Origin of the sequence: uncultured Pseudomonas sp., from assembly GCF_943846705.1 — a bacterium.
In the GTDB taxonomy this organism is placed as follows: Bacteria; Pseudomonadota; Gammaproteobacteria; order Pseudomonadales; family Pseudomonadaceae; genus Aquipseudomonas.
Genome location: NZ_OX044366.1, coordinates 112,887 through 134,718 on the forward strand (window position 1 = coordinate 112,887; position 21,832 = coordinate 134,718).

Sequence of the window (21,832 nt, forward strand, 5' to 3'; positions counted from 1 at the left end):
CATGAACACACCTGCCTATATTGGGCGCTTCGCCCCCACCCCCAGCGGTTACCTACACTTCGGCTCACTGGTCGCGGCACTGGCGTCCTATCTCGACGCGCGCGCGGTAAACGGCCGCTGGCTGCTGCGCATGGAAGACCTCGATCCGCCGCGTGAAGTGGCCGGAGCGCAAAGCGCCATCCTGCAAACCTTAGAAAGCTATGGTTTCGAATGGGATGGCCAGTTGGTCCGCCAGAGTGCACGCCTCAACGAATACGCCGCGCTGGTCGAACGCCTGCTCAGCCAGGGCCTGGCCTACGCCTGTACCTGCTCACGCAAGCAACTGCAAGGCAGCCAGGGCGTTTACCCCGGCACCTGCCGCAATGCCGGTCATGGCTTTAGCAATTCGGCGATTCGCCTGCGCGTACCGGAACTGACTTACCACTTTAGCGACCGCGTGCAAGGTGATTACCGCCAGCATCTGGGCCGTGAGGTGGGCGACTTCGTGATTCGCCGCCGCGATGGGTTGTACGCCTATCAGTTAGCTGTGGTGCTCGACGATGCCTGGCAGGGCATCACCGACATCGTCCGCGGCGCCGACCTGCTCGACTCAACCCCGCGCCAGTTGTACCTGCAGGAACTGCTGGGCGTGCCGCAGCCACGCTACCTGCATGTGCCGTTGATCACCCAGCCAGACGGCCACAAGCTGGGCAAGTCCTACCGTTCACCACCGCTGCCGGCCGATCAGGCCACTCCACTGCTGATTCGCGCCCTGCGTGCCCTGGGTCAGGTGTTGCCGGACGCTGCCGGCGATGGCCAGCCCAGCGAGCTGCTGCGCTGGGCCAGTCAGCACTGGGATGCCACGCGCATTCCGCGCCGCCTGACCGTGGCGGAAACGCAGCTGCATTAAAGCGTTTGCCTCAACCCTCGGCAGCGGTCTCGGCCAACAACCCGGCCAGCGCGTCACATTCTGCCTGCACAGCCGCCAGCGCTTGCGCACACAGCAGGCGATAGCGCTGCAGCACCTGCTCACCGGTTTCGGTCAACTGCGTGCCACCACCATGCTTGCCGCCTGCCAGGGTGCTGACCAGTGGCTGGCGGAAGCTACGGTTCATGGTCTCCACCAGCAACCACGCACGCCGGTATGACATGCCCAAGGCACGCGCCGCCGCGCTGATGGATCCATATTGGGCAATCGCCTCAAGCAAATCCGCCTTGCCCGGACCGAACGCAACATCACTGCCGTTATGCAGGCGGATTTTCACATCAAGGCGATACATACACAGCCCCGCGCAGATGGCTTACGGCGTGATCAGCGCGGCATCAACAATCTGCTGCGCCTCGCTGAAGATGCGCTGCAAATGCGCTTCATCGCGGAAGCTCTCTGCGTAGATTTTGTAGATGTCTTCGGTGCCCGACGGCCGCGCAGCGAACCAGCCGCCCTCACTGATCACCTTAATCCCGCCAATGGCCGCGCCATTGCCCGGAGCCTTGTCGAGCACCTGGGTGATGGCGTCACCGGCCAGTTCACGGCTACTGATCTGCGCCGGCGAGAGTTTACCCAGAGCCTTTTTCTGCACAGGCGTGGCCGGTGCGTCGACGCGATCGGCATAGATCGCGCCAAACTCATCGCTCAGGCCCTGGTACAGTTCACCGGGGTCACGCCCGCAGACGGCGGTCATCTCGGCGGCCAATAGCGCCAGGGCGATGCCGTCCTTGTCGGTGGTCCAGACCCGGCCATCACGGCGCAAGAAGGTCGCCCCGGCACTTTCTTCGCCGCCAAAGCCGAGCGAGCCGTCAAACAGGCCGCCGGCAAACCACTTGAAGCCTACGGGTACTTCCTGCATCGGCCGGCCCAGGCGCGCGCTGACGCGGTCAATCATCGCACTGCTGACCAGGGTTTTGCCCACGGCGGCGCTAGCGTTCCACTGCGGGCGATGCTGGAACAGGTAATCGATAGCCACGCTGAGAAAATGGTTGGCCGGCAACAGGCCGACGCTGGGCGCGACGATGCCATGGCGGTCATAGTCGGTGTCGCAGGCAAAGGCGATGTCATAACCGTTTTTCAAGCCGATCAGACGCTGCATGGCATGGCTGGAAGATGGGTCCATGCGGATCTGCCCATCCCAGTCCAGGCTCATAAAGGCGAACTGCGGATCGATGGTCTGGCTCACCACATCCAGATTGAGGCCGTACTGCTCGGCAATCCGCCCCCAGTAATGCACGCCGGCACCGCCCAGCGGGTCGACGCCCAGGCGCAAGCCCGCCGCGCGAATCGGCGCGAAATCGATGACGTTGCCCAAGTCATTCACATAGGCGCTGAGGTAGTCGTACTCATGCACGCACGCCGCCTGGCGCGCCTGCGCCAGGGGCACCCGCTTGACCTCACGCAAGCCATCTTCAAGCAGAGCGTTGGCGCGGTTCTGCACCCAGCTGGTGATATCGCTGTCCGCCGGGCCGCCGTTAGTCGGGTTGTACTTGAAGCCGCCACTGTCGGGTGGGTTGTGCGACGGGGTGATGACGATGCCATCGGCCAGGCCACTGCTGCGGCCCTGGTTGTGCACCAAAATGGCTTGGGAGATCGCCGGCGTCGGGGTGAATTCGCCACCCGCCGAGATCATTGTTTGCACGCCATTGGCGGCCAGCACTTCCAGCGCACTGTCCAGCGCCGGTTTAGATAGCGCGTGGGTATCGGCGCCGATAAACAGCGGGCCGCTGATACCTTGAGCCACGCGGTAATCGCAGATTGCCTGACTGATCGCCAGCACATGTGCCTGGTTGAAACTGCGCTGCAAGGAGCTACCACGATGCCCCGACGTACCAAAGGCCACCCGCTGGCTGGCCACTGCCGGATCCGGCTGCTGGTCGTAATAAGCGCCCAGCAACGCAGCTATATCAGTCAGTAAGGCAACGGGGGCCAGTTGTCCGGCCAGTGGATGGATACGTGCACTCACAGAGGGCTCCTTGTCTCGTAGGGTTCAGCCAAAGCGTGCAAGCTTAACAGGCTTGCCCTGGGTAAACGCAGCGCCCTGGGCTGGGTTTCAGGCTATGCTTGGCAACCTTTTTGCCGCCACAGGAATACCCGCATGAAAGCCCAGCTCGAAGAATTAATCAGCAAAATCAGCTCGGGCTGCATGCAAGCCGAAGAAGTCGCGCGCATCGCCGAGGATGCCGCCCAGGCCTATGCCGACCCACAGGCGTTTCTCGCTGCCAACCCGGACATCAACTACGACGACAGCTTCCCCATTCCCCTCGGCGAGTGGGTAGTGGTCGGCAGCCTGCCGGAAACCGTGCTGTTTCAGGCCGATAGCTATGACGCGCTGTTCCAGCAGATCGTTGAGTCGTTCGGCCCGCAGGTGAGCTTCGTGCTCAAGCCCAAGCAGCTGGCCAAAGTCGAGCCGCTGAAGGCACTGAACCGCATCCAGGTGCAGCTCTCTAGCCTGTCGCCGGAAACCCAGGGCTATGTGCTACTGGATCTCAGCGAGCCGCTGGATGACGAGTTACAAGCTGTGCTGGTGTACAGCAGCGACCTGGCTCGGGTGATGGAGCTGGCGGTGGAAGTCGGCATTTACGCCGCGCCGGCCTATGAAGCGCTGAAAGCAGCGCACAGCGAAGATTAAAGCGCAGCCGCCAGCCGCCTAATCAGCGCTGCTGGCGACGCAACTCAGCGAGCTTGTTGGCCAATGCGTCCAGATCGGCATGCTGCCCATGCGGCAAACGGCGCAGCACGCCCTGAGCCAGGCGCAACTGTTTAATAAAGCGCCGGCAATTGATGCACATGCTCAGGTGCATCCGCATGGACAAGCGCTTATGCAGCCCCATCTGACCATCGATATAGTCACTGGAGTGGGCCACCAACTCCTTGCAGCTCAACATTGACCGGTCTCCTCGAAATGCTCCAAGGTAGCAAAGACCTTGAGACGCGCGCGGTGCAGCAGTACCCGCACATTGGAGAGAGACACCTGCAAAAGATTACAAATCGCCTGCAACTCCAAGCCTTCACGCTCACGCAGGTGCAAAACACTGGCCTGCAGTTCGGGCAGGCTGGCGAGCGTATGTTCCAGGCACTCGCGCAGCTCTTCTTTGGTCAGCAGTGCTTCCGGGGAGTCCTGATGCCAGGCATGCGGGGCGAGTAACCAATGGCCATTCTCTTTGAAACGCTCATCGCCGACACCGCCATGGGGGGAGGGAATATCGTCGAGCAGCACTTCGCGGCGATTGCCTTTCAGGCGGGTTTTCGCGGTGTTGGCGGTGATGGTCAACAGCCAGGTTTTCAGACTTGAGCGCGCCTGAAAACCATCGAGGCTGCGTACCACGGCCAACCAGGCATCCTGCACCACTTCATCGGCATTACGGCTACCGACGATGGCAAAAGCTACCGCGCGCATCGCACCTTGATAAGTGCTAACCAACTCGCGGTAGGCCTTCTGCTCGCCCGCACGCAGGCGAACCAGCAGCAGCTGATCGGCCGGGTACTCCATCAATGCTTACGCAGAATCACGCTACCGATGGAGTAACCCGCACCGAACGAGCTGAGCACGCCCAGCGCACCGCTCGGCAGGTCATCCTGATATTTATGCAGGGCGATCACCGAGCCGGCCGAACTGGTGTTGGCGTAGGTGTCGAGAATAACCGGGGCTTCACCTGGCTCAGCATCACGGCCCAGCAGCTTGCGCGCGATCAGCAGGTTCATGTTGAGGTTGGCCTGGTGCAGCCAGAAGCGCTTCACATCACCGACATTCAGCTGATTTTCCGCCAGGTGCGCGGCGATCAGCTCGGCGACCATCGGGCAAACTTCCTTGAACACCTTGCGACCTTCCTGGACGAACAGCTTGTCGCGTGCGCCCACGCCCTCTTCCGCACAACGATTAAGGAAACCGAAGTTGTTGCGGATGTTGTTGCTGAACTGGGTGATCAACTTGGTGCCGACGATATCGAACTGACAGGCCGAGGTGGCCTGGTCGGCGCGCTCGATGATCACTGCTGTGGCAGCATCACCGAAGATAAAGTGGCTGTCGCGGTCGCGGAAGTTCAGGTGGCCGGTGCAGATTTCCGGGTTAACCATCAAAATCGCACGGGCCTGGCCCAGCTGCACGCTGTTGGCTGCGGCCTGGATGCCGAAGGTGGCTGAGGAGCAGGCCACGTTCATGTCATAACCGAAGCCCTGAATTCCCAACGCAGCCTGCACTTCAATCGCCACGGCCGGGTAGGCGCGCTGCAAGTTGGAGCAGGCAACGATCACCCCGTCGATATCGGCGGCGGTCTTGCCGGCACGCGCCATGGCATCTTGGGCCGCGCCTACGGCCATCTCGCAGAGAATGCCCCACTCGTCATTGCTGCGCTCGGGGATGCGTGGCGCCATGCGCTGCGGGTCAAGAATGCCGGCTTTATCCATAACAAAGCGGCTCTTGATGCCGGAAGCTTTTTCGATAAAACCGCTGCTCGATTCGCTCAGTGCATCGACGTCACCGCTGGCGATGGCCGCGGCGTTATCGGCATTGAATTGCTGCACATAGGCATTGAACGATTCGACCAACTCATCGTTGGAAATACTGTTTGCCGGGGTATAGAGGCCGGTACCGCTGATCACGACGTTATGCACAGTCATTCCTCATGTTCTTCGCCGCAGGCAGCGGCCAGTTATCCAGTAGGCCCAGGGCAGGCAGGCCATGGGTAAAAAACAGCTGACAGGCTCAGCACACTCAATCCATGAAACGGCCTGCTATAAAGCGCAGAGTTTGCCACAGCCATGGGCCATCCGTCCGCTCAGCACGTCAGGGCAAATGCAGCACCCTGTCGACTATTGAGGCAAAGATGCACACAACGTCGCGCAAGGCACATCCGTCTGAAGCCTAGTCGCCGACGTTTGCACGGGTTAAAACACCCGTCTGCGGCCATTCCCCAGCAGTCGCCGCCATAACGTCAAGCAACCGCAGCAGCCCTAGTGCACCTCGCAGAGAAGGGGCGCTCAGTTGCTTGACTATCGTGGCGCAGCGTGAAAAAACAGAGGTTCGCCGGCACAGCCCGACACTCCCCTCCTCTGGATACCTGCTTATGGCTCTGCATACCTGGCTACTGTTTGTCACAGCGGTGTTCGGCCTGGCGCTGACACCGGGCCCCAATGGCCTGCTCGCACTCAGCCACGGTGCCTTATACGGCCATCGTAAAACCCTGTTTACCGTCAGCGGCGGGGTGCTTGGCTTTACCCTGCTGATGGCCTTGTCGATGCTCGGCATCGGCACCCTGCTGCAAGCCTCAGCGCAGGCTTTGGTCATTCTCAAATGGCTGGGCGGCGCTTACCTGATCTGGCTGGGCATTCAACTCTGGCGCGCACCACCGCTGCACTTGAGCATGGCGGAGAAAGCCGAAGCCCACAGCGGCCTGAAACTGTTTCGCCAGGGTTTGCTCTCGGCGTTATCCAACCCCAAGGTCATCCTGTTTTTCGGCGCGTTTCTACCGCAGTTTCTCGATCCGCGGGCTGATCTCTGGCTGCAGTTCGCCATTATGGCGCTGACCTTTGCCGTGGTTGAAGGCGGCGTCGAATACCTGCTGGCACGCATGGCCCATCGCGTACGGCCCTGGCTGCAACGCAGTGGCAAAGGCTTCAACCGTTGCTGCGGGGGACTGTTTGCCCTGATGGGCGCCGCCCTGCCAATGACCCGCTGAGCGCTATGCCACCTGCGGGCGAAGGGGCAACCCGCTTCGTCCGTAGGTGGCATAGCGAAGGTGCGCGTTACTGGCTAACCGGCAGGATATCGAAGCCCTTGCGGTTATCGCTGACGATGCGGAAATCCTGCTGCGAGCCCGGCTCGACCTTCACCGCCAGCTCACGGCGCAGGCGACCCATGCCGCACAGGGTGTCATCCATCTTATCGATGCCAATGCTCAGCACCCGCGTGCCGGCGGGGACCTGAAACCGCACCTGCTCACCCACACCTATGCGTGCTGCCACTTTGCGGTCAACCAGCACCGCCACATAACAACCGCCGCCCATGCCGCCGACATCACGGTTGACCAGCAACTGCCCGCCCTGCCCCAACGGCTGCTGATAGCCGAGCAAACGCTCTGCCGGCACTGGCTTGATATCTTCCGGAGCGGGCTTCCAGGACGAACAGCCGGCCAACAGCAACAGCGGTAAAACGGCACCAATCAATCGCATGGGAGCCCTCCATGGGCGCTGGGAACAAACAAGGACAGCAACAGCCAACGGCTTGAGTATTGCCCTAGGTGCGGCCGGCCTCAAGTACAGATACGCAGGCCGCCGAATCAGCCGGCGATACGCTTGAGCAAACGCGCCTGCAACGCCGCCAGTTGTTCGGCTTCGGCCTTACCGGCAGCATGCACGCCAAGTGCCTCGCCCTCGTAACGCGGCACGATGTGCACATGAATATGGAATACCGTCTGCCCCGCCGGCGCACCATTGAACTGCGCCACCTGCACCCCGGCGGGTTCCAGTTCGGCCACCAAGACACCGGTGAGCTTTTGCACCACGGCCATTACCTTGCTCAGACTGGCGGCGTCGACCTCCAGCATATTGCGCGCCGCCGAGCGCTTGGGGATCACCAGTGTGTGGCCGTAGGACTGCGGAAACACATCGAGGAAGGCCAGCACATCCTCATCCTCGTACAACTTGTAGCAAGGGGCTTCGCCGCGAATGATCTGAGCAAAGATATTCTGGCTGTCGTATTCACCGTGCAGGCTCATCGGGGGTTCTCCAGTGCGCAGGGGTTGAGATGGCCCCAACCATACCGATTTCTGCGCGCCGGGAAAAACCTACAACCTGACCAAATCGCCAATCGCCGCTATCCTGCGCCTTTAGCCAGCCAATCCGGAGCGCCCATGTCAGTTCTGTCCGCCTACCCGATCACGCATAAATGGCCCGCCCAGCACCCCGAGCGCCTGCAGCTGTATTCGCTGCCCACGCCCAACGGCGTCAAGGTTTCAATCATGCTGGAAGAAACCGGCCTGCCCTACGAAGCGCACCTGATCAGTTTTGAGAGCGATGAACAGCGCAGCAGCGAGTTCCTTTCGCTCAACCCCAACAACAAGATCCCGGCCATTCTCGATCCCAACGGCCCCGGCGGCCAACCGCTGGCGCTGTTCGAGTCCGGTGCGATTCTGATTTACCTGGCAGAGAAAACCGCTCAGCTGTTATCCCAAGACGCCGCCACCCGTTACGAAACCCTGCAGTGGCTGATGTGGCAGATGGGTGGCATCGGCCCGATGTTCGGGCAACTGGGCTTCTTCCATAAGTTCGCCGGCAAGGACTACCCGGACAAACGCCCGCGCGACCGCTACGTTGCCGAGTCGCAGCGCCTGCTTGGCGTACTTGAGCAACGCCTACAAGGCCGCGACTGGATCATGGGCGAGCATTTCAGCATCGCCGATATCGCCATCTTTCCCTGGGTGCGCAACTTGATTGGTTTCTATGAAGCGGGTGAGTTGGTGGAGTTCGAGCGCTTCAGCAATGTGCAGCGCGTGTTGCAGGCCTTTGTCGCCCGGCCCGCCGTGATCAGGGGCCTGGCCATGCCTGCGCGGAATTAAAATAGACGCCAGCCGCCCAGCGTCACGCGCCACTTCAACGCGTAAAAATAGCGCCGCGAGAGCCGATCGCAACAAACACCCTCAACAACCTGCGGTGACAGCATGATCGAGGTAACCGAGGCGTCTATTGCCGAACTGCGCGCCGCGCTCGAAGCCGGCCAGACCACGGCCGTCGAGTTGGTACAGGCCTACCAAGCGCGCCTACGACGACTCAGCCCTGCTGCGGTTTGCCACCGTGTTCGAGTCGACCGGTTCAAAACGCCTGGTACCGCCGCACACGCCGCCTTTGCTGCGTGCTGAAAGCAAAACGGGATGGCTACGAAAGCGTCAATCCCGTTTAGTGGCTGCCCATCGCGCTCACTCGCCGGACTGCGCCACTGCTCTAGGCAACCGCACACGGCCGACCCTGCTTCGTGCCGTTAAGCCTTCGTGTTACCTGACGCCGCGCCGGCTACCAGCCAATCCCGGAACAATTTTGTCGCGGCGGACATTGGCCGTGCGAGGTCGTGGACGACGTATTCAGCCAAGCCCGTTTCAACATAAAAGTCGGTCACCCGCACCAAGTCGCCCCTGCTCATTGCCTCTTCCGCCATAAATGCCCACGCCAGGCCAACGCCCCGCCCCTGCTCAATCGCCGCGTAGGTCAGAGTGAGCTGGTTAAAGGTGGGGTCGGCTTTGGGAGACTGATAAGCAATACCAAAGTGGGCAAACCAGTCGCGCCACTCGAAGCAGTCCCAGGCAGACGCCAACTGGATCAGCGGCAATCCTGCCAGCGCCTCAAGCGTTGTCACCTCGCACCCAGCCACCCCAGGGCGAGCCAGCGGATAGATCACTTCAGGAATAAGCGCGGTCGCCTCCAGGCTCGGCCAGTCACCGTTGCCATAGAGAATCGTCAGATCATGATCAGGCACCATGAACGGCATGATGTCGTTACTGGCGTGGATATGGATGGTTATTTCCGGGTGCACGGCATTAAAACTGAGCAGACGTGGAAATAACCAAAACTGCGAGACGGCATGTGTCGCCAAGACTGTGACGGTGTCGGGATGGTGAGTGGTGCTGATGCGCTGCCCTGTCACATGTATGCGTTGCAATGCCGGCACCACTTCCTGCTGGTAGAGCCCGCCCGCCGTCGAAAGCTCTACACCCCGAGCGCCCCTTACAAACAAAGCGACGCCCAGCGCCTGCTCCAGTGTGCGCACCTGTTTACTCACCGCACTTTGGGTCACGCACAGTTCGTCAGCGGCACGGGTAAAACTGCCCAAACGGGCCACGCACTCGAATGCAATTAGCGTGTCGAGCGGAGGGAGATAAGGAAAACGTCCGGCCATTAGGTATCCCAATAAGAGGCATGCCGCTACGGAATAGCATCATGCGGCAATATCGCTACAAGCCTGAATACTTTAACCATAAAGTCGCCACCTGACTTGAAAGGTAACGCGACATGAAAAAAGCAATAGTCCAAGGAGGCATGGCAGGCGCCCTTTGGGGCGCCGTGATCGTCGCACCTGCGCTGATTCCAGACGTTCATCCAGTGGTGATCAGCTGCGTGCGATTTCTGCTCTACGGGCTGTTTGCGACCCTAATCGCGCTGCCCAACGCACGTGCACTGATTAGCCGCCTGACCCGCCAGGATCAACGCTTGCTGCTTGAGCTGGCACTGACTGGCAACCTTGTGTACTTCATCCTCTTGAGCGCGGCCGTGCAACATGCCGGCGTTGCCACGGCATCGCTGATCAACGGCTTGATTCCCGTCGCGGTGATGCTTATGGGTCGCCGTTTCAGTCACGTCAGTGGCCGCTCCATGTTCATTTCGCTCGCGCTCATCTGCACCGGCATCCTCTGGATTAACCTTCCAGCAGTCACCGCAGTCATTCGCGGCGAAGGCAGCATGCGCCAGGTTATGGGCGCGGCTTACGCAGGCCTTGGCGTGTTGTCATGGTCATGGTTTGCCTTGCGCAATGCCCATCAGCTCAAAACCGGGCGCTTCACTGCGGGTGAGTGGTCAACGCTGCTGGGAATAACGACCGGTTTTGCCGCCCTGCTAATGTCCGCCCTGGTGGTCCTGGTTCAGCCCGAGTTATTACCCACTGACCTGGCCCTCGAACGGCTCACCCTGTTCATGCTGACAGCCCTGTTTATGGCCATTGGCGGTTCCTGGGTAGCCAACACCCTGTGGAACGCATCAGCCCAGCGCTTGCCCGTCTCAATCGGCGGTCAACTGATTGTCTTCGAATCCTTATGCGCCCTGCTTTACAGTTTTTTAATAGCCTGGGCACTACCCAGCACTGGAGAGGTGCTCGGCATATCGCTGGTGCTTGGCGGTGTGTTCTGGACGATCCGCGCTGAACGCCGCACGGCCATACTCAGAAGGCTGCACGCGACTTAAGCCGACAGCCGCCCCCTATTGTGCTGAAGGCTGGCAGTCCAACACTTCAGCACAAACACATACCGGCAGTGAGTAGCACGGTTAAGCCTCGACACTGCTCCACTGCTTGCTCAGGCGTTTATCCGACACCGGCAGCTTGGTGCCCAGCTGCTGGGCGAATAACGACACGCGGTATTCCTCCAGCAGCCAGCGATACAGCACCAGCTGCGCATCGCGCTTGCCTTCCTGGCTGTGCTTGGCCAGGCGCGCCTGGTACTGCTCCCAGTAACCAGCCAGCTCGCCGCTCCAGACGCGGTCGCGCTGTACCTGGGAGGCGATCTTGTCCAGGCGCTGCTCGACGGCCTTGAGGTAACGCGGCACTTCCTTGAGCCACTGCGCCGGGGTTTCGCGGACAAAACCGGGATACACCAAGTTGCTCAGTTGCAGCTTGATGTCGTTGAGCGCCATGGCCTGGGCCAGGTCGATTTTGCCTTTGAAGCGTTTTTGCAGACCGTGCCACAGCTTGAGCACTTCCAGCGTCAGCTTGGCCAAGCGTTCGGCGTGGGCCGTCCAGTCACCGCGCTTGCGCTCGGCCAGCGCAGCCAGGCCGGCCCCGTCACGCGGCAAGGGCTCACTGCCTTCAAGAATGCAACTGTCGAGGCTGGCCAGCAGAATGTCTTCGACTAGCGCATCGATACGGCCCATGTCGCGGTAGAGCAAGGCCAGTTCAGTCAGCCCCGGTAATTTGTTGCGCAGAAACTTGGCGGGTTCGGCCAGTTGCTGCAAGAGCAGGCGCTGCAACGCGCGGCGATGCTGAAATTCGGCTTCGGCCAAGGTCGGGAAGCGCCCTTCCTTGACCACGCCCGCCTCCTCCACCAGCGCCGGATAAACGGTCATGGACAGGCCGGCGACCTGCTGCTGGGTCTTGGCTGCCACTTCGCTAAAGGCCTTGGCCTCCACCGGTTGCTGGCTCTTGGCGGTTGTCGGCAAGGCCAGGCCGGCCTGCGTCGCCGCGCTGAAACGTGCGGTCAGCTCGGCCAGATCGCGGCCTTCACCGAGCAACTTGCCCTGGTTGTCGACCACTTCGATATTCATGCGCAGGTGGCTTTCCAGCTGCGCCTCGGACTCGGCCCATGCCTCATCACTGACCCGCGCACCGGTCATGCGCGTCAGTTCACGGCCCAGGGACAGCGGCAAGCTGCCGTCGGCAAACTGCACCTTGCTCAGTGCTGCGCCGACAAAGTCCGGTACCGGCACAAAATTCTTGCGCAACGCCTTGGGCAAGCCGCGCACCAGGGCCATGCACTTGGCCTCCAACAACCCCGGCACCAGCCACTCCAGGCGCTCCGTCGGCAGTTGCGGCAGCAGCGGCGCGGGTACGCGCAGGGTGACGCCGTCGCGCGGGTGGTTGGGTTCGAAGTGATAACTCAGCGGCAGGGTCAATTCGCCCAGACGCAGGGTGTCCGGGTACTGCGCGGCGGTGACTTCCTTGGCGTCACGGGCCAGCACGTCCTCTTCTCGCATGATCAACAGCTGCGGGTTCTTCGCGCTTTCGCTTTTGTACCAGCTGTCGAAGGTCGCGCTCTGGTAAATCTGCGCCGGCAGGCGCGCCTCGTAGTAAGCGAACAGGGTTTCTTCATCAGCGAGAATATCGCGCCGACGCGCCTTGGCTTCCAGTTCGTCGAGCTTTTCCAGCAACTGGCGGTTAGCGGTCAGGCACTTGGCGCGGCTATGAATTTCACCGCCCACCAGGCCTTCGCGGATAAACAGCTCACGCGAGACCACAGGGTCAATCGGGCCGAAATGCACGGCGCGGCGACCGACCACAATCATGCCGTACAGGCTGATCTGCTCATAGGCCACCACCTGGCCGCGCTTCTTCTCCCAATGCGGTTCCAGGTGGTTCTTCTTGATCAGGTGGCCGGCCAGCGGCTCGATCCAGTCCGGCTCGATCTTGGCCACCATGCGCGCAAACAGCTTGGTAGTTTCCACCAGTTCGGCAGCCATCAGCCAGGTGGGCTTCTTACGCCCGATTACCGAGGACGGATGCACCCAGAAGCGCCGCTGGCGGGCACCGAGGTAGTCACCGTCTTCGGTTTTCTGGCCGACCTGGCTGAGCAGGCCGGCGAGAATCGCCTTATGCACCGCGGCGTAGCTTTTGCTGCGCTGGGCGGCCTGGTCTTTCTCGGCCAGCTCTTTTTCTTTCTGCAGCGCCGATAACTGGCGCTCACCCGTAGCATGGCGCTGAGCGGAGCGATGCCCATCATCTGCCCCGGCATGGGTATCGCTGCGCTCCACCGATCCTACGGAACCAGCGCCCTTGGGTTTGGCCGACAGCTGCAGGTCACGGGTAATCAGCACCAGCTGGCGGTGAGCATCACGCCACTCACGCAGGCGCAAATAATTCAGGAAGTTCTTCCGGCACCAACTGCGCAGCGCACTTGAGCCCAAGGCCTGGCGTTGCTCCTCAAAACCGCGCCACAGATTAATCAGCGCGGCGAAGTCCGAGTCGACATCCTTCCACTGCGCGTGGGCCTGGTCGGCCGCCTGCTGGCGATCGGACGGCCGCTCGCGGACATCCTGCACCGACAGCGCACTGGCAATGATCAGAATCTCTTCCAGGCTGCCCTGCTTGGCACCCTCCAGCACCATGCGACCCAATCGCGGGTCCACCGGCAAGCGCGCCAGCTGGCGACCCAGCGGGGTCAGTTGGCCCTCACGGCTAACCGCCGAGAGTTCCTGCAACAAGTTGAAACCGTCGCTGATGGCCTTGCCATCCGGCGGCTCGATAAACGGGAAGGCATCAATCTCACCGAGGCGCAGATGGAGCATCTGCAAAATCACCGCCGCGAGGTTGGTGCGCAGGATTTCCGGATCGGTAAAGGCTGGGCGGCCGTTAAAGTCCTCTTCACTGAACAGGCGAATGCAGATACCCGGCTCAACCCGCCCGCAACGGCCCTTGCGCTGGTTGGCGCTGGCCTGGCTGATGGCCTCGATCGGCAAGCGTTGCACCTTGGCACGGTAGCTGTAGCGGCTGATGCGCGCGGTGCCACTGTCGATCACATAGCGGATACCCGGCACGGTCAGCGAGGTCTCGGCGACGTTGGTGGCCAGGACGATCTTGCGTGCGCCCATGGGCGCGAAAATCTTCTGCTGCTCGGCCGGGGTCAGGCGCGCATACAACGGCAGCACTTCGGTCAGACGTAGATTGGCCTTGCGCAACACCTCGGCGGCGTCACGGATTTCACGTTCGCCGGGCAGGAACACCAAGATGTCGCCAGGGCGCTTGCCTTCGGCTTTTTCAAAGGCGCTGATCTCATCCAAGGTGGCGAGAATCGCCTGATCAACCGAGAGGTCTTCCTCAACCCGGTTACCGTCTTCGTCCTGTTCGGCGGCCAGTGGGCGATACCAGGTGTCGACGGGGAAGGTACGCCCGGACACCTCGACAATCGGCGCACCGCCGAAATGCTCGGAGAAACGCTGCAGGTCGATGGTCGCCGAGGTGATGATCAGCTTGAGATCGGGGCGGCGCACCAGCAGGGTTTTCAGAAAGCCCAGCAGGAAGTCGATGTTCAGGCTACGTTCGTGGGCTTCGTCGACGATGATCGTGTCGTACTTTTCCAGGTAGCGGTCGTGCTGGGTCTCGGCCAGCAGGATGCCGTCGGTCATCAGCTTGATCAGGCTGCGCTCGTTACTCTGGTCCTCGAAGCGCACCTGATAGCCGACCAACTCGCCCAGCGGCGTGCCAATTTCCTCCGCCACCCGCGTGGCTACGCTGCGCGCCGCCAACCGCCGCGGCTGGGTGTGGCCGATCAAACCGTGCACGCCACGGCCCAGCTCCAGGCAGATCTTCGGCAACTGCGTGGTTTTCCCCGAGCCGGTCTCACCGGCGATCACCACCACCTGGTGCTTGCTGATCGCGGCCTTGATCTCGTCACGCTTGGCGGCAATCGGCAGTGCGTCGTCGTAACGCATCGCCGGCACACTCAGGCGTCGTGCCTCGACCTTGGCGCGGGACGCTTCAAAGCGCTGCAGCCACTGCGCCAGCTTGGCCTCGTCCACCGGGCTTTGCTTGCGCAGCTCGTGCAACTGCCGGCGCAGGCGATGACGATCGCCGAGCAGGGTCTGGTCGAGGTTTTTCAGCAGTTGATCAACAGCAGGCGTGGCATCGGTCATCAGGCAATCGCGGGGTGGGGTCAAGGGGGAAGAGCAAGAGGGTGGCGATTGTCGCATTTTTGGCCGCAGGAAAACGACCGCACATTGGCTACGCCCAGGAACGGACTGGCTAAGAGGCTTTATCGCCTGTACAGCGGCGTATAACCGGCATTCACGCAAAACAAAGGGCCGCATCAGCGGCCCTTTATCGGGGAGGCAGAATCAGCCGTGCTTGCGCCGGCGCCACAGCCACAGCGCCAGCACGCCCAGCGTCAGCAGCAACGGCACCAAGGCGATATTGAGGAACTTAAGCGTGCCGCCCAAGGCTTCGATATCAGCATTGAGCTGGTAGCGCACGTTGCGCAGCTCTTTGCGAATCGCCAGTTTCTGCTGCACAAACTGCTGCACCGCCGCCTGCTGCTGCGGCGTCAGTTCCAGCGCCTTGCTCGGGTCGTCGCTCTGCTGCAGGGCCGCGAGCTGTTGCTCGGTGTCGGCCAGCTGCGCCTGCAGGGTTTGTTCCTTCTCACGGAACTTCACCTCGGCCTCGCGCTGGATCGCGTCCACCACCTCAAACGGGCGGGTAAAACGCCCGCGTGAGCGCACGCTGATCAGCGCTTCGGAACCGGCCAGGTTATCCAGCGCGTTGATCGCAAAACCGGCGTTGTCGGCCCATGGCTGCGGGATGCGCTGACCGAAGAAGTCCTGCACCTGCACCCACATGCGGTCGGTGAGCATGTCGGTATCGGCCACCACTATCACGTTGATAGTGTCCGCCTGCTTGAGGCCATCCTTCTGCCCCTCGATGCCATCAGGGAAAGCCGACTGCGCCGGCCCACTGATGCGCGCCGCCAAGGTGTAGCGCTCACCAGTGGGTTGCAGCTCGCGAATCAGCTCTTCGGGGTTGGCCAGCATGCCGAAGCGTTTGGCATCAAACGGCATGGCGTACTGCGAGCTGCTAATCAGCGGGGTGAACTGGGTTTTCGCGCCCTCCAGCGGCTCTAGGATGCCCGCCGTGGCGACGGTGATGGTTTCCAGCGAAGCCGTGCTGATGTCGTCTTTATCCAGCGCATGCTTCGGCAGGTTCAGCCAGGCCGCATGACGCACCGGGCGCTGACCCTGGCCCATGCTTACGGACATGGCGTATGAGCCATCGCCGAGCACCTGATCCGGCACCATGCGCAGGCCCCAGGCCTTGAACAACGCCGGCAGATCAGACGCTTTGTCTATGACCATTTCACCGGGCATCTCCGCCTGGGTATCGGCTTCGCTATAGGGGTCGACAAAGGTCAGCAGCTTGCCGCCGCGCAACACAAACTGGTCGATGGCATACAGGGTCTGCTCAGGCAACTGCTTGGGGTGGATCAGCAGCAGCACAGAGACCTTTTCCGGGATCAGGTCGACGTCACGCTTAAGGCTTTCGATCTGGAACAGCTGGCGAATTTCCTCGATCAGCATCCAGGCCGGGGTCGGCTGCCGCGCGGCCATGTCGAAGCCACCATTGACCTGCAGTCCAGCCAACACACCCACCACCGGCCGCTCCGGCTTGGCCAAACTTTGCACCAGGCGGCTGAGTTCGTACTCCAGGAACTCTTCCTGATCCAGAGCAAAGAACGGGATCACTTGCACCTGGCCTTCGGCATTTTTGCCGGCCAGACCGAAGTAGATCGAATCGCCGCCCTGCTGCAGCGGAATGCCTTGCAGGCCAAACTCGGCGGCTTTGTCTTCCTCCTCGGAGAACGGCTCGGGGTCGATGATACTCAGCTTGAGCTTGCCGCCCGCCTCGCGCTGGTAAGCCTTGAGCATTTCTTCGACGCGCTTGGCGTAGGTGCGCAGGGCCGGTAGGTCCTTAGTCGCGGTGTCGGAGTAGAAGAAGTTCAGCTCCACCGGCTCGTCCAAGTCAGCCAAAATCTGCTCGGTACCAGACGACAGGGTGTAGAGCTTCTGCTCGGTCAGATCCAGCCGTGCGCCGCTGAGGCTCAGGCTGGAGAACAGGTTGAACGCAAGAAACGCCAGGGCAATGAGTACAAGCCCGGCGCTGGAAACCATCAGCTTTTTCATGGGCGTCCTCAGTCAGCTTTTTTCAGGTCGATAACCACCGCAGTCGCCGCCAGCCAGGCGGCGATCAGGGTGAGGAAAAACAGCAAGTCGCGCAGGTCAATCACGCCCTTGCTGATCGCATCGAAACGGGTGAGGAAGCTCAGTGAGGCCACCGCATCGATCATCCACTGCGGCGCCCAGGCGCTGAAGCCATCAAGGACCATGGGGAAGCCGCTGACGATAAACAGGAAGCACACGCTGACCGACAGAATGAAGGCGATCACCTGGTTCTTCGCCAGCGCCGACATGCACGAACCGATGGCCAGGTAAGCCCCGGCCAGCAGCCAGCTGCCGATGTAGCCAGTGATGATCGCGCCGTTGTCCGGCTCACCGAGGTAGTTGACGGTAAGCACCATCGGGAAGGTCAGCAGCAGCGCCAGGCCAGCAAACACCCAGGCCGCGAGGAACTTGCCGGTGACCGCGTCGAAGCGGGTGATCGGCAGGGTCATCAGCAACTCGATGGTGCCGCTTTTGCGCTCTTCGGCCCACAAGCGCATGGCAATTGCCGGTACCAGAAACAGATAGAGCCACGGATGGAAATTAAAGAACGGCGAGAGATTGGCCTGGCCACTCTCGAAGAAACCGCCTAGGTAGAAGGTGAACACCCCGGACAACACCAGGAAAATCAGGATAAACACATAGGCCAGCGGCGTGGCGAAGTAGCTCGCCAGCTCGCGCTTGAAAATTACCGGTAACTGACTCATACCCCCTCCCCCCGGGTCAGGCTGCGGAACACTTCGTCCAGCCGACCGCGCTCGACATTTAACTCACGGACCTTCCAGCCGCGCTCAGCAATCAGCGCATTAACCTGCGCGAAGATCACTTCGCCCGGTTTGGCGAGGATGCTCAGGCTGTGCTCCAGGGCGTTTGCTTCCACCCCGGCAACGCCCGGCAACGCCAGCAGTGCGGTTTGATCCAGCGGCTCGTCAGCCACCAAGGTCACCGCCTGGTGATAGCGCGAACGGCTTTCCAGCTCCAGCGGTGTGCCATCGGCCAGCAGTTTGCCGTGGGCGATGACCACTGCGCGGGTACACACCGCCGAGACCTCTTCGAGGATGTGGGTGGAGATGATCACGATCTTGTCGTAGGCCAGGCTCTGGATCAGTTTGCGCACCTGATGCTTCTGGTTCGGGTCGAGGCCGTCGGTGGGTTCGTCGAGGATCAGCACCTTGGGGTCGTGCAAAATCGCCTGGGCCAGGCCGACACGGCGCTTAAAGCCTTTCGAGAGCGTCTCAATCGACTGCTCCAACACCGCTTCAAGCTCGACCTGGGCCACCGCCTTGGCCACACGCTGGCGCTTTTCCGCGCCCTTGAAGCCGCGTATCTCGGCGATAAATTCAAGGAAGCTGCGCACCGTCATATCGCCATAGCAGGGCGCGCCTTCGGGCAGATAACCGATCTGCCGCTGGGCCTTGAGGGTGTCTTTCTGGATATCAAAACCGAGGATGCTGGCGGTGCCGGAAGTCGGCGCCAAAAAGCCTGTGAGCATCTTCATGGTGGTGGATTTACCGGCGCCGTTGGGGCCGAGAAAGCCGAGGACTTCACCGGGTTGAACATTGAAGGACAGGTCATCGACGGCGGTGTGCCGGGCAAAACGCTTGGTTAGGTTTTTTATTTCGATCATGGCCTCTCACCATTGCGGTAACAGGCCCTGCTTGCAGCCGCTGCAGACGCAAGCCGGGCGCTTAAGTGCCGGCGGACTATAAGGAGTCGCGCGCAGGCAGTGCAAGCCAAGAACCGGCAAGTCATGTATCCGTTCGCTACAGCGCAGCCAGGTGCTGGCTGCATTGTGGAGTGCGTAGGGTGGGTGAGCGGTGCCAAGCCCAGTGCAAGCAAACACCGCCATAGTGGTGCGCCGCGTAACCCACCAGGCGACAGACCCAGTTGCTCCGGTGGTGGGTTACGCCGCGTCGGATCTTGCCGGACCAGCGCTATCGGCAGCACGCGCCCCACCCTACGAGAGCTCGCTTAAGCCTCGTAGCCCGGATGAAATCCGGGGTAATACACCCCTCACCAATCATCTCTGGATTACATCCAGACCACGAGCTGGCTGCTTAACAACCTGCGCCTGACAGATCGCAGATCTACAGGGTGCCGCGCAGGGCTTTTTCGAACAACTGACTGTATTGCGCAGCGGTAAAGGCAATCGGGTTGGTGCCGGCAGAAGGGTCGACCTCAGCCATCTGCCCGATCTGTTCGATGCGCTTATCATCAATGCCGATTTCGCCTAAGCGATGCGGGATGCCGACTTGTTCGCGCAGGGTCATCACCCACTCCAGCACACCACTGAAGCCGGGCTGGGCCAAGTTGAGGTAACGCGCCATTTTTTCCATTTGCGGCTCGATAGATTCACGGTTGGCCATCAGCACGTAAGGCATCAGCACCGCATTAAGCAGGCCGTGGTGCGCGTCATACAGCGCGCCGAGTGGGTGTGCCAGGGCATGCATCGCACCCAGCCCGCGCTGAAACGCGGTGGCGCCCATACTTGAGGCCACCAGCATCTGCAGCCGCGCTTCGACATCCGCGCCTTGGGCCACGGCCCGTGGCAGATACTCCTGCACCAGACGCATGCCCTCCAGCGCAATGCCTTCGGCCATGGGATGAAACAGCGGCGAACAAAAGGCCTCAAGGTTATGCGACAGCGCGTCCATGCCGGTGGCGGCGGTGATCATGGCCGGCAGGCCAATCGTCAGCTCCGGGTCGAGAATCACCAGCGCTGGCAACATGCGCGCATGGAAGATGATGCGCTTGATATGCACCGCATCATCGGTGATCACCGAGGCGCGACCGACTTCCGAACCGGTGCCGGCGGTGGTCGGCACCGCCACGACCGGGGCCATGCCGGCGACATTGACGCGCTCGCAGTTGTCGCCGATGTCCTCAAAATCCCACAACGGGCGATTCTGCCCGACCATCAAGGCAATGGCCTTGCCGGCATCCAGCGCCGAACCGCCGCCAAAGGCGATCACCCCGTCATGCCCGCCGGCCTTGAACGCCTCCACCCCATCCATCACGTTGCCGCCGGTGGGGTTGCCCTTGATGCCATGAAACAGGCCGGCTTTAAGGCCGTCATCGCGGCAGTGCTGCAACACCTTATCGATCATCGGCAAGGCGGCCAGGCCAGGGTCGGTCACCAGCAGCGGCGCACGCATGCCCAGTTGCCGGCAGGCGGCGGCCAGCTCGCTGATGCGCCCGGCACCGACGCGCACGGAGGTGGGATAGTTCCAGTTCATGCGGTAATGATTCAGGTCCATGTGCGCCTCACAACAGAGTCTTGAAGTGGAAGGATTTCGGCCGAGTGACATGCTCGAAGCCGACGCTGGACAAGGTGCAGCCACGCCCGGAGCTCTTCACCCCGGTCCAGGCCAGTGCCGGGTCGAGGTAGTCACAGCGGTTGAGGAACACCGTGCCCGCCTGCACGCGATCCGCCAGGGCCATGGCGGCGTCGACGTCACGGCTGAAGATCGCCGCGGTCAGGCCAAACTCGCTGTCGTTGATCAGCGCCAGGGCTTCTTCGTCATTTTTAACCTTTTGGATGCCGACCACCGGCCCGAAGGACTCTTCGGTCATCACCCGCATGCCGTGGTGCACGTTGGTCAGCACCTGCGGCGCGAGGTACTGCGAGCCCGGCTTGTCGAGGGTAAAGTCTGCCGGCGATAGATGGCCCTGCGCGCCCTGCTGTATCGCCTCGGCAATCTGCCCCCGAACGAACTCGGCAGCCTCAGCACGCACCAGCGGCCCCAAGGTGGTGTCCGGGTCATCAGAGCGGCCCAGCTTGTACTGTTTGACCAGTGCCACCGCTTGTTCGACGAAATCGTCATAGAGCGACTCGTGCACGTAAATGCGCTCGATGCCGCAACACGATTGCCCAGAGTTGAAGAACGCGCCGTCGATGGTGGTTTCCACCGCATGCGCCAAGTCAGCATCGGCGCGTACATAAGCAGGGTCTTTACCGCCCAGTTCCAGGCCAATACTGAGGAAGCGCCCCACCGCCGCGCGCTCGACCATGGTGCCGCCCGGCACTGAACCGGTGAAGGCGACGTGGGCGATGCTCGGCGCTTGAATCAACGCCTCGGTTTCAGCGTGGTTCAGGTGCAGGTACTGGAACACCCCGTCCGGCAAGCCGGCTTCGCTAAACGCCTCAACCATGCGTTCACTGCACAGCGGGGTTTGCGCCGAGTGTTTGAGCAGCACCGCATTACCCGCCAACAGCGCCGGCAGCACCGCATTCACCGCCGTCAGATAGGGGTAATTCCAGGGAGCAATCACCAGCGCCACACCCAGCGGTTCGCGGCGGATAAAGCGGATAAACCCGGGTTTGTCCGGCAACTGGAGATCCGCCAGCGCCTGCTCGGCAATGTCCGCCATGTAGGTGGCGCGCTCGACAAAACCGCGCACCTCGCCAGCCGCATAACGAATCGGCCGGCCCATCATCCAGCACAGTTCTTTAGCCAGTTGGTCTTCCTTGGCGGCGAAGGCGGCAATCGCCTTGCGACCAATGGCGATGCGCTCAGCCAGCGGGGTATTTTTCCAGGCTATCTGCGCCTGCTCGGCCCTGGCCAAGGATGCCTGGATTTCTGGATTGGAGGCCAGATGCCGTTCGACATACACCGAACCGTCGATGGGTGAAATGCATTGCAGTTTGCTCATTGAACAACTCCGTAGCACAAGCCAACTGGGGCGTGCGAC

General features: G+C 61.5%; 19 protein-coding genes and 1 pseudogene. 6 read left to right on the forward strand and 14 right to left on the reverse strand.

Annotated elements, in window-relative coordinates; genetic code table 11:
• Nucleotide 1: 1 nt before the first annotated feature.
• Nucleotides 2-889, forward strand: coding sequence for a tRNA glutamyl-Q(34) synthetase GluQRS (gluQRS, locus tag Q0V31_RS00555; protein ID WP_298183000.1), 888 nt, complete (start codon nucleotides 2-4; stop codon nucleotides 887-889).
• 10 nt (nucleotides 890-899) lie between these two features.
• Here the strand turns inward: gluQRS and Q0V31_RS00560 are convergent, their stop codons facing one another.
• A complete protein-coding gene (locus Q0V31_RS00560) occupies nucleotides 900-1,259 on the reverse strand; it encodes a winged helix-turn-helix domain-containing protein (RefSeq protein ID WP_298183003.1) in 360 nt (119 codons plus the stop codon).
• Between the two features lie 21 nt (nucleotides 1,260-1,280).
• Complete coding sequence (gene pgm, locus Q0V31_RS00565) at nucleotides 1,281-2,933, reverse strand: phosphoglucomutase (alpha-D-glucose-1,6-bisphosphate-dependent) (protein ID WP_298183006.1); 1,653 nt, start codon at nucleotides 2,931-2,933, stop codon at nucleotides 1,281-1,283.
• A 132-nt stretch (nucleotides 2,934-3,065) separates the two neighbouring features.
• Between pgm and Q0V31_RS00570 the strand changes: the two genes are divergently transcribed.
• The gene (locus Q0V31_RS00570; RefSeq protein WP_298183009.1) at nucleotides 3,066-3,599 is read left to right on the forward strand and encodes a hypothetical protein; all 534 of its coding nucleotides are present in this window, start codon (nucleotides 3,066-3,068) and stop codon (nucleotides 3,597-3,599) included.
• Nucleotides 3,600-3,621: 22 nt separating this feature from the next.
• Here the strand turns inward: Q0V31_RS00570 and Q0V31_RS00575 are convergent, their stop codons facing one another.
• From Q0V31_RS00575 to Q0V31_RS00585, 3 genes are read right to left on the reverse strand one after another with little or no spacing between them, the layout of a single operon-like run.
• The gene (locus Q0V31_RS00575; protein ID WP_298183012.1) at nucleotides 3,622-3,855 is read right to left on the reverse strand and encodes an anti-sigma factor; all 234 of its coding nucleotides are present in this window, start codon (nucleotides 3,853-3,855) and stop codon (nucleotides 3,622-3,624) included.
• Entirely contained in the window at nucleotides 3,849-4,460 is a 612-nt protein-coding gene (locus tag Q0V31_RS00580; protein ID WP_298183015.1) for an RNA polymerase sigma factor, read from the reverse strand. The genes Q0V31_RS00575 and Q0V31_RS00580 overlap by 7 nt, the downstream gene beginning before the upstream one ends.
• Nucleotides 4,460-5,581, reverse strand: a complete 1,122-nt coding sequence (locus tag Q0V31_RS00585; RefSeq protein WP_298190830.1) for a beta-ketoacyl-ACP synthase III — start codon at nucleotides 5,579-5,581, stop codon at nucleotides 4,460-4,462. Before Q0V31_RS00585 ends, Q0V31_RS00580 begins: the two co-directional genes overlap by 1 nt.
• 452 nt (nucleotides 5,582-6,033) lie before the next feature.
• On the opposite strand from Q0V31_RS00585, the gene Q0V31_RS00590 reads away from it, so the two are divergent.
• Complete coding sequence (locus Q0V31_RS00590; protein WP_298183018.1) at nucleotides 6,034-6,645, forward strand: LysE family translocator; 612 nt, start codon at nucleotides 6,034-6,036, stop codon at nucleotides 6,643-6,645.
• Nucleotides 6,646-6,712: 67 nt separating this feature from the next.
• Here Q0V31_RS00590 and Q0V31_RS00595 read toward each other — a convergent pair whose 3' ends face one another.
• Both Q0V31_RS00595 and Q0V31_RS00600 read right to left on the reverse strand, forming a co-directional pair.
• Nucleotides 6,713-7,138: a 3-isopropylmalate dehydratase gene (locus Q0V31_RS00595; RefSeq protein ID WP_298183021.1), complete on the reverse strand. Its 426-nt coding sequence runs from the start codon at nucleotides 7,136-7,138 to the stop codon at nucleotides 6,713-6,715.
• A gap of 107 nt (nucleotides 7,139-7,245) precedes the next feature.
• Nucleotides 7,246-7,683: an HIT family protein gene (locus Q0V31_RS00600; RefSeq protein WP_298183023.1), complete on the reverse strand. Its 438-nt coding sequence runs from the start codon at nucleotides 7,681-7,683 to the stop codon at nucleotides 7,246-7,248.
• Nucleotides 7,684-7,818: 135 nt separating this feature from the next.
• Here Q0V31_RS00600 and Q0V31_RS00605 point away from each other — a divergent pair, with 135 nt between their 5' ends.
• Entirely contained in the window at nucleotides 7,819-8,523 is a 705-nt protein-coding gene (locus tag Q0V31_RS00605) for a glutathione S-transferase N-terminal domain-containing protein (protein ID WP_298183027.1), read from the forward strand.
• Between the two features lie 102 nt (nucleotides 8,524-8,625).
• Nucleotides 8,626-8,727, forward strand: a pseudogene (locus tag Q0V31_RS00610) (hypothetical protein); the annotation flags it as partial.
• A gap of 215 nt (nucleotides 8,728-8,942) precedes the next feature.
• On the opposite strand, the gene Q0V31_RS00615 reads toward Q0V31_RS00610, so the two are convergent.
• Nucleotides 8,943-9,854: a LysR substrate-binding domain-containing protein gene (locus tag Q0V31_RS00615; RefSeq protein ID WP_298183031.1), complete on the reverse strand. Its 912-nt coding sequence runs from the start codon at nucleotides 9,852-9,854 to the stop codon at nucleotides 8,943-8,945.
• A 140-nt stretch (nucleotides 9,855-9,994) separates the two neighbouring features.
• Between Q0V31_RS00615 and Q0V31_RS00620 the strand changes: the two genes are divergently transcribed.
• Nucleotides 9,995-10,912 carry a DMT family transporter gene (locus Q0V31_RS00620; RefSeq protein ID WP_298183034.1) on the forward strand — a complete coding sequence of 306 codons (918 nt, stop codon included), beginning with the start codon at nucleotides 9,995-9,997 and terminating at the stop codon, nucleotides 10,910-10,912.
• A gap of 81 nt (nucleotides 10,913-10,993) precedes the next feature.
• Here Q0V31_RS00620 and hrpA read toward each other — a convergent pair whose 3' ends face one another.
• The 6 genes from hrpA to Q0V31_RS00650 form a co-directional block, all read right to left on the reverse strand.
• Nucleotides 10,994-15,067: an ATP-dependent RNA helicase HrpA gene (hrpA, locus tag Q0V31_RS00625; protein WP_298183037.1), complete on the reverse strand. Its 4,074-nt coding sequence runs from the start codon at nucleotides 15,065-15,067 to the stop codon at nucleotides 10,994-10,996.
• Nucleotides 15,068-15,268: 201 nt separating this feature from the next.
• The gene (locus Q0V31_RS00630) at nucleotides 15,269-17,104 is read right to left on the reverse strand and encodes a Gldg family protein (RefSeq protein WP_298183040.1); all 1,836 of its coding nucleotides are present in this window, start codon (nucleotides 17,102-17,104) and stop codon (nucleotides 15,269-15,271) included.
• An 8-nt stretch (nucleotides 17,105-17,112) separates the two neighbouring features.
• Nucleotides 17,113-17,847, reverse strand: coding sequence for an ABC transporter permease subunit (locus Q0V31_RS00635; RefSeq protein ID WP_298183043.1), 735 nt, complete (start codon nucleotides 17,845-17,847; stop codon nucleotides 17,113-17,115).
• Entirely contained in the window at nucleotides 17,844-18,767 is a 924-nt protein-coding gene (locus Q0V31_RS00640) for an ATP-binding cassette domain-containing protein (protein ID WP_298183046.1), read from the reverse strand. The genes Q0V31_RS00635 and Q0V31_RS00640 overlap by 4 nt, the downstream gene beginning before the upstream one ends.
• Nucleotides 18,768-19,227: 460 nt before the next feature.
• The gene (locus Q0V31_RS00645) at nucleotides 19,228-20,397 is read right to left on the reverse strand and encodes an iron-containing alcohol dehydrogenase (RefSeq protein WP_298183050.1); all 1,170 of its coding nucleotides are present in this window, start codon (nucleotides 20,395-20,397) and stop codon (nucleotides 19,228-19,230) included.
• Nucleotides 20,398-20,404: 7 nt separating this feature from the next.
• Nucleotides 20,405-21,793 (reverse strand): aldehyde dehydrogenase family protein, encoded by a 1,389-nt coding sequence (locus Q0V31_RS00650; RefSeq protein WP_298183053.1) that lies wholly within the window; start codon nucleotides 21,791-21,793, stop codon nucleotides 20,405-20,407.
• Nucleotides 21,794-21,832 lie beyond the last annotated feature (39 nt).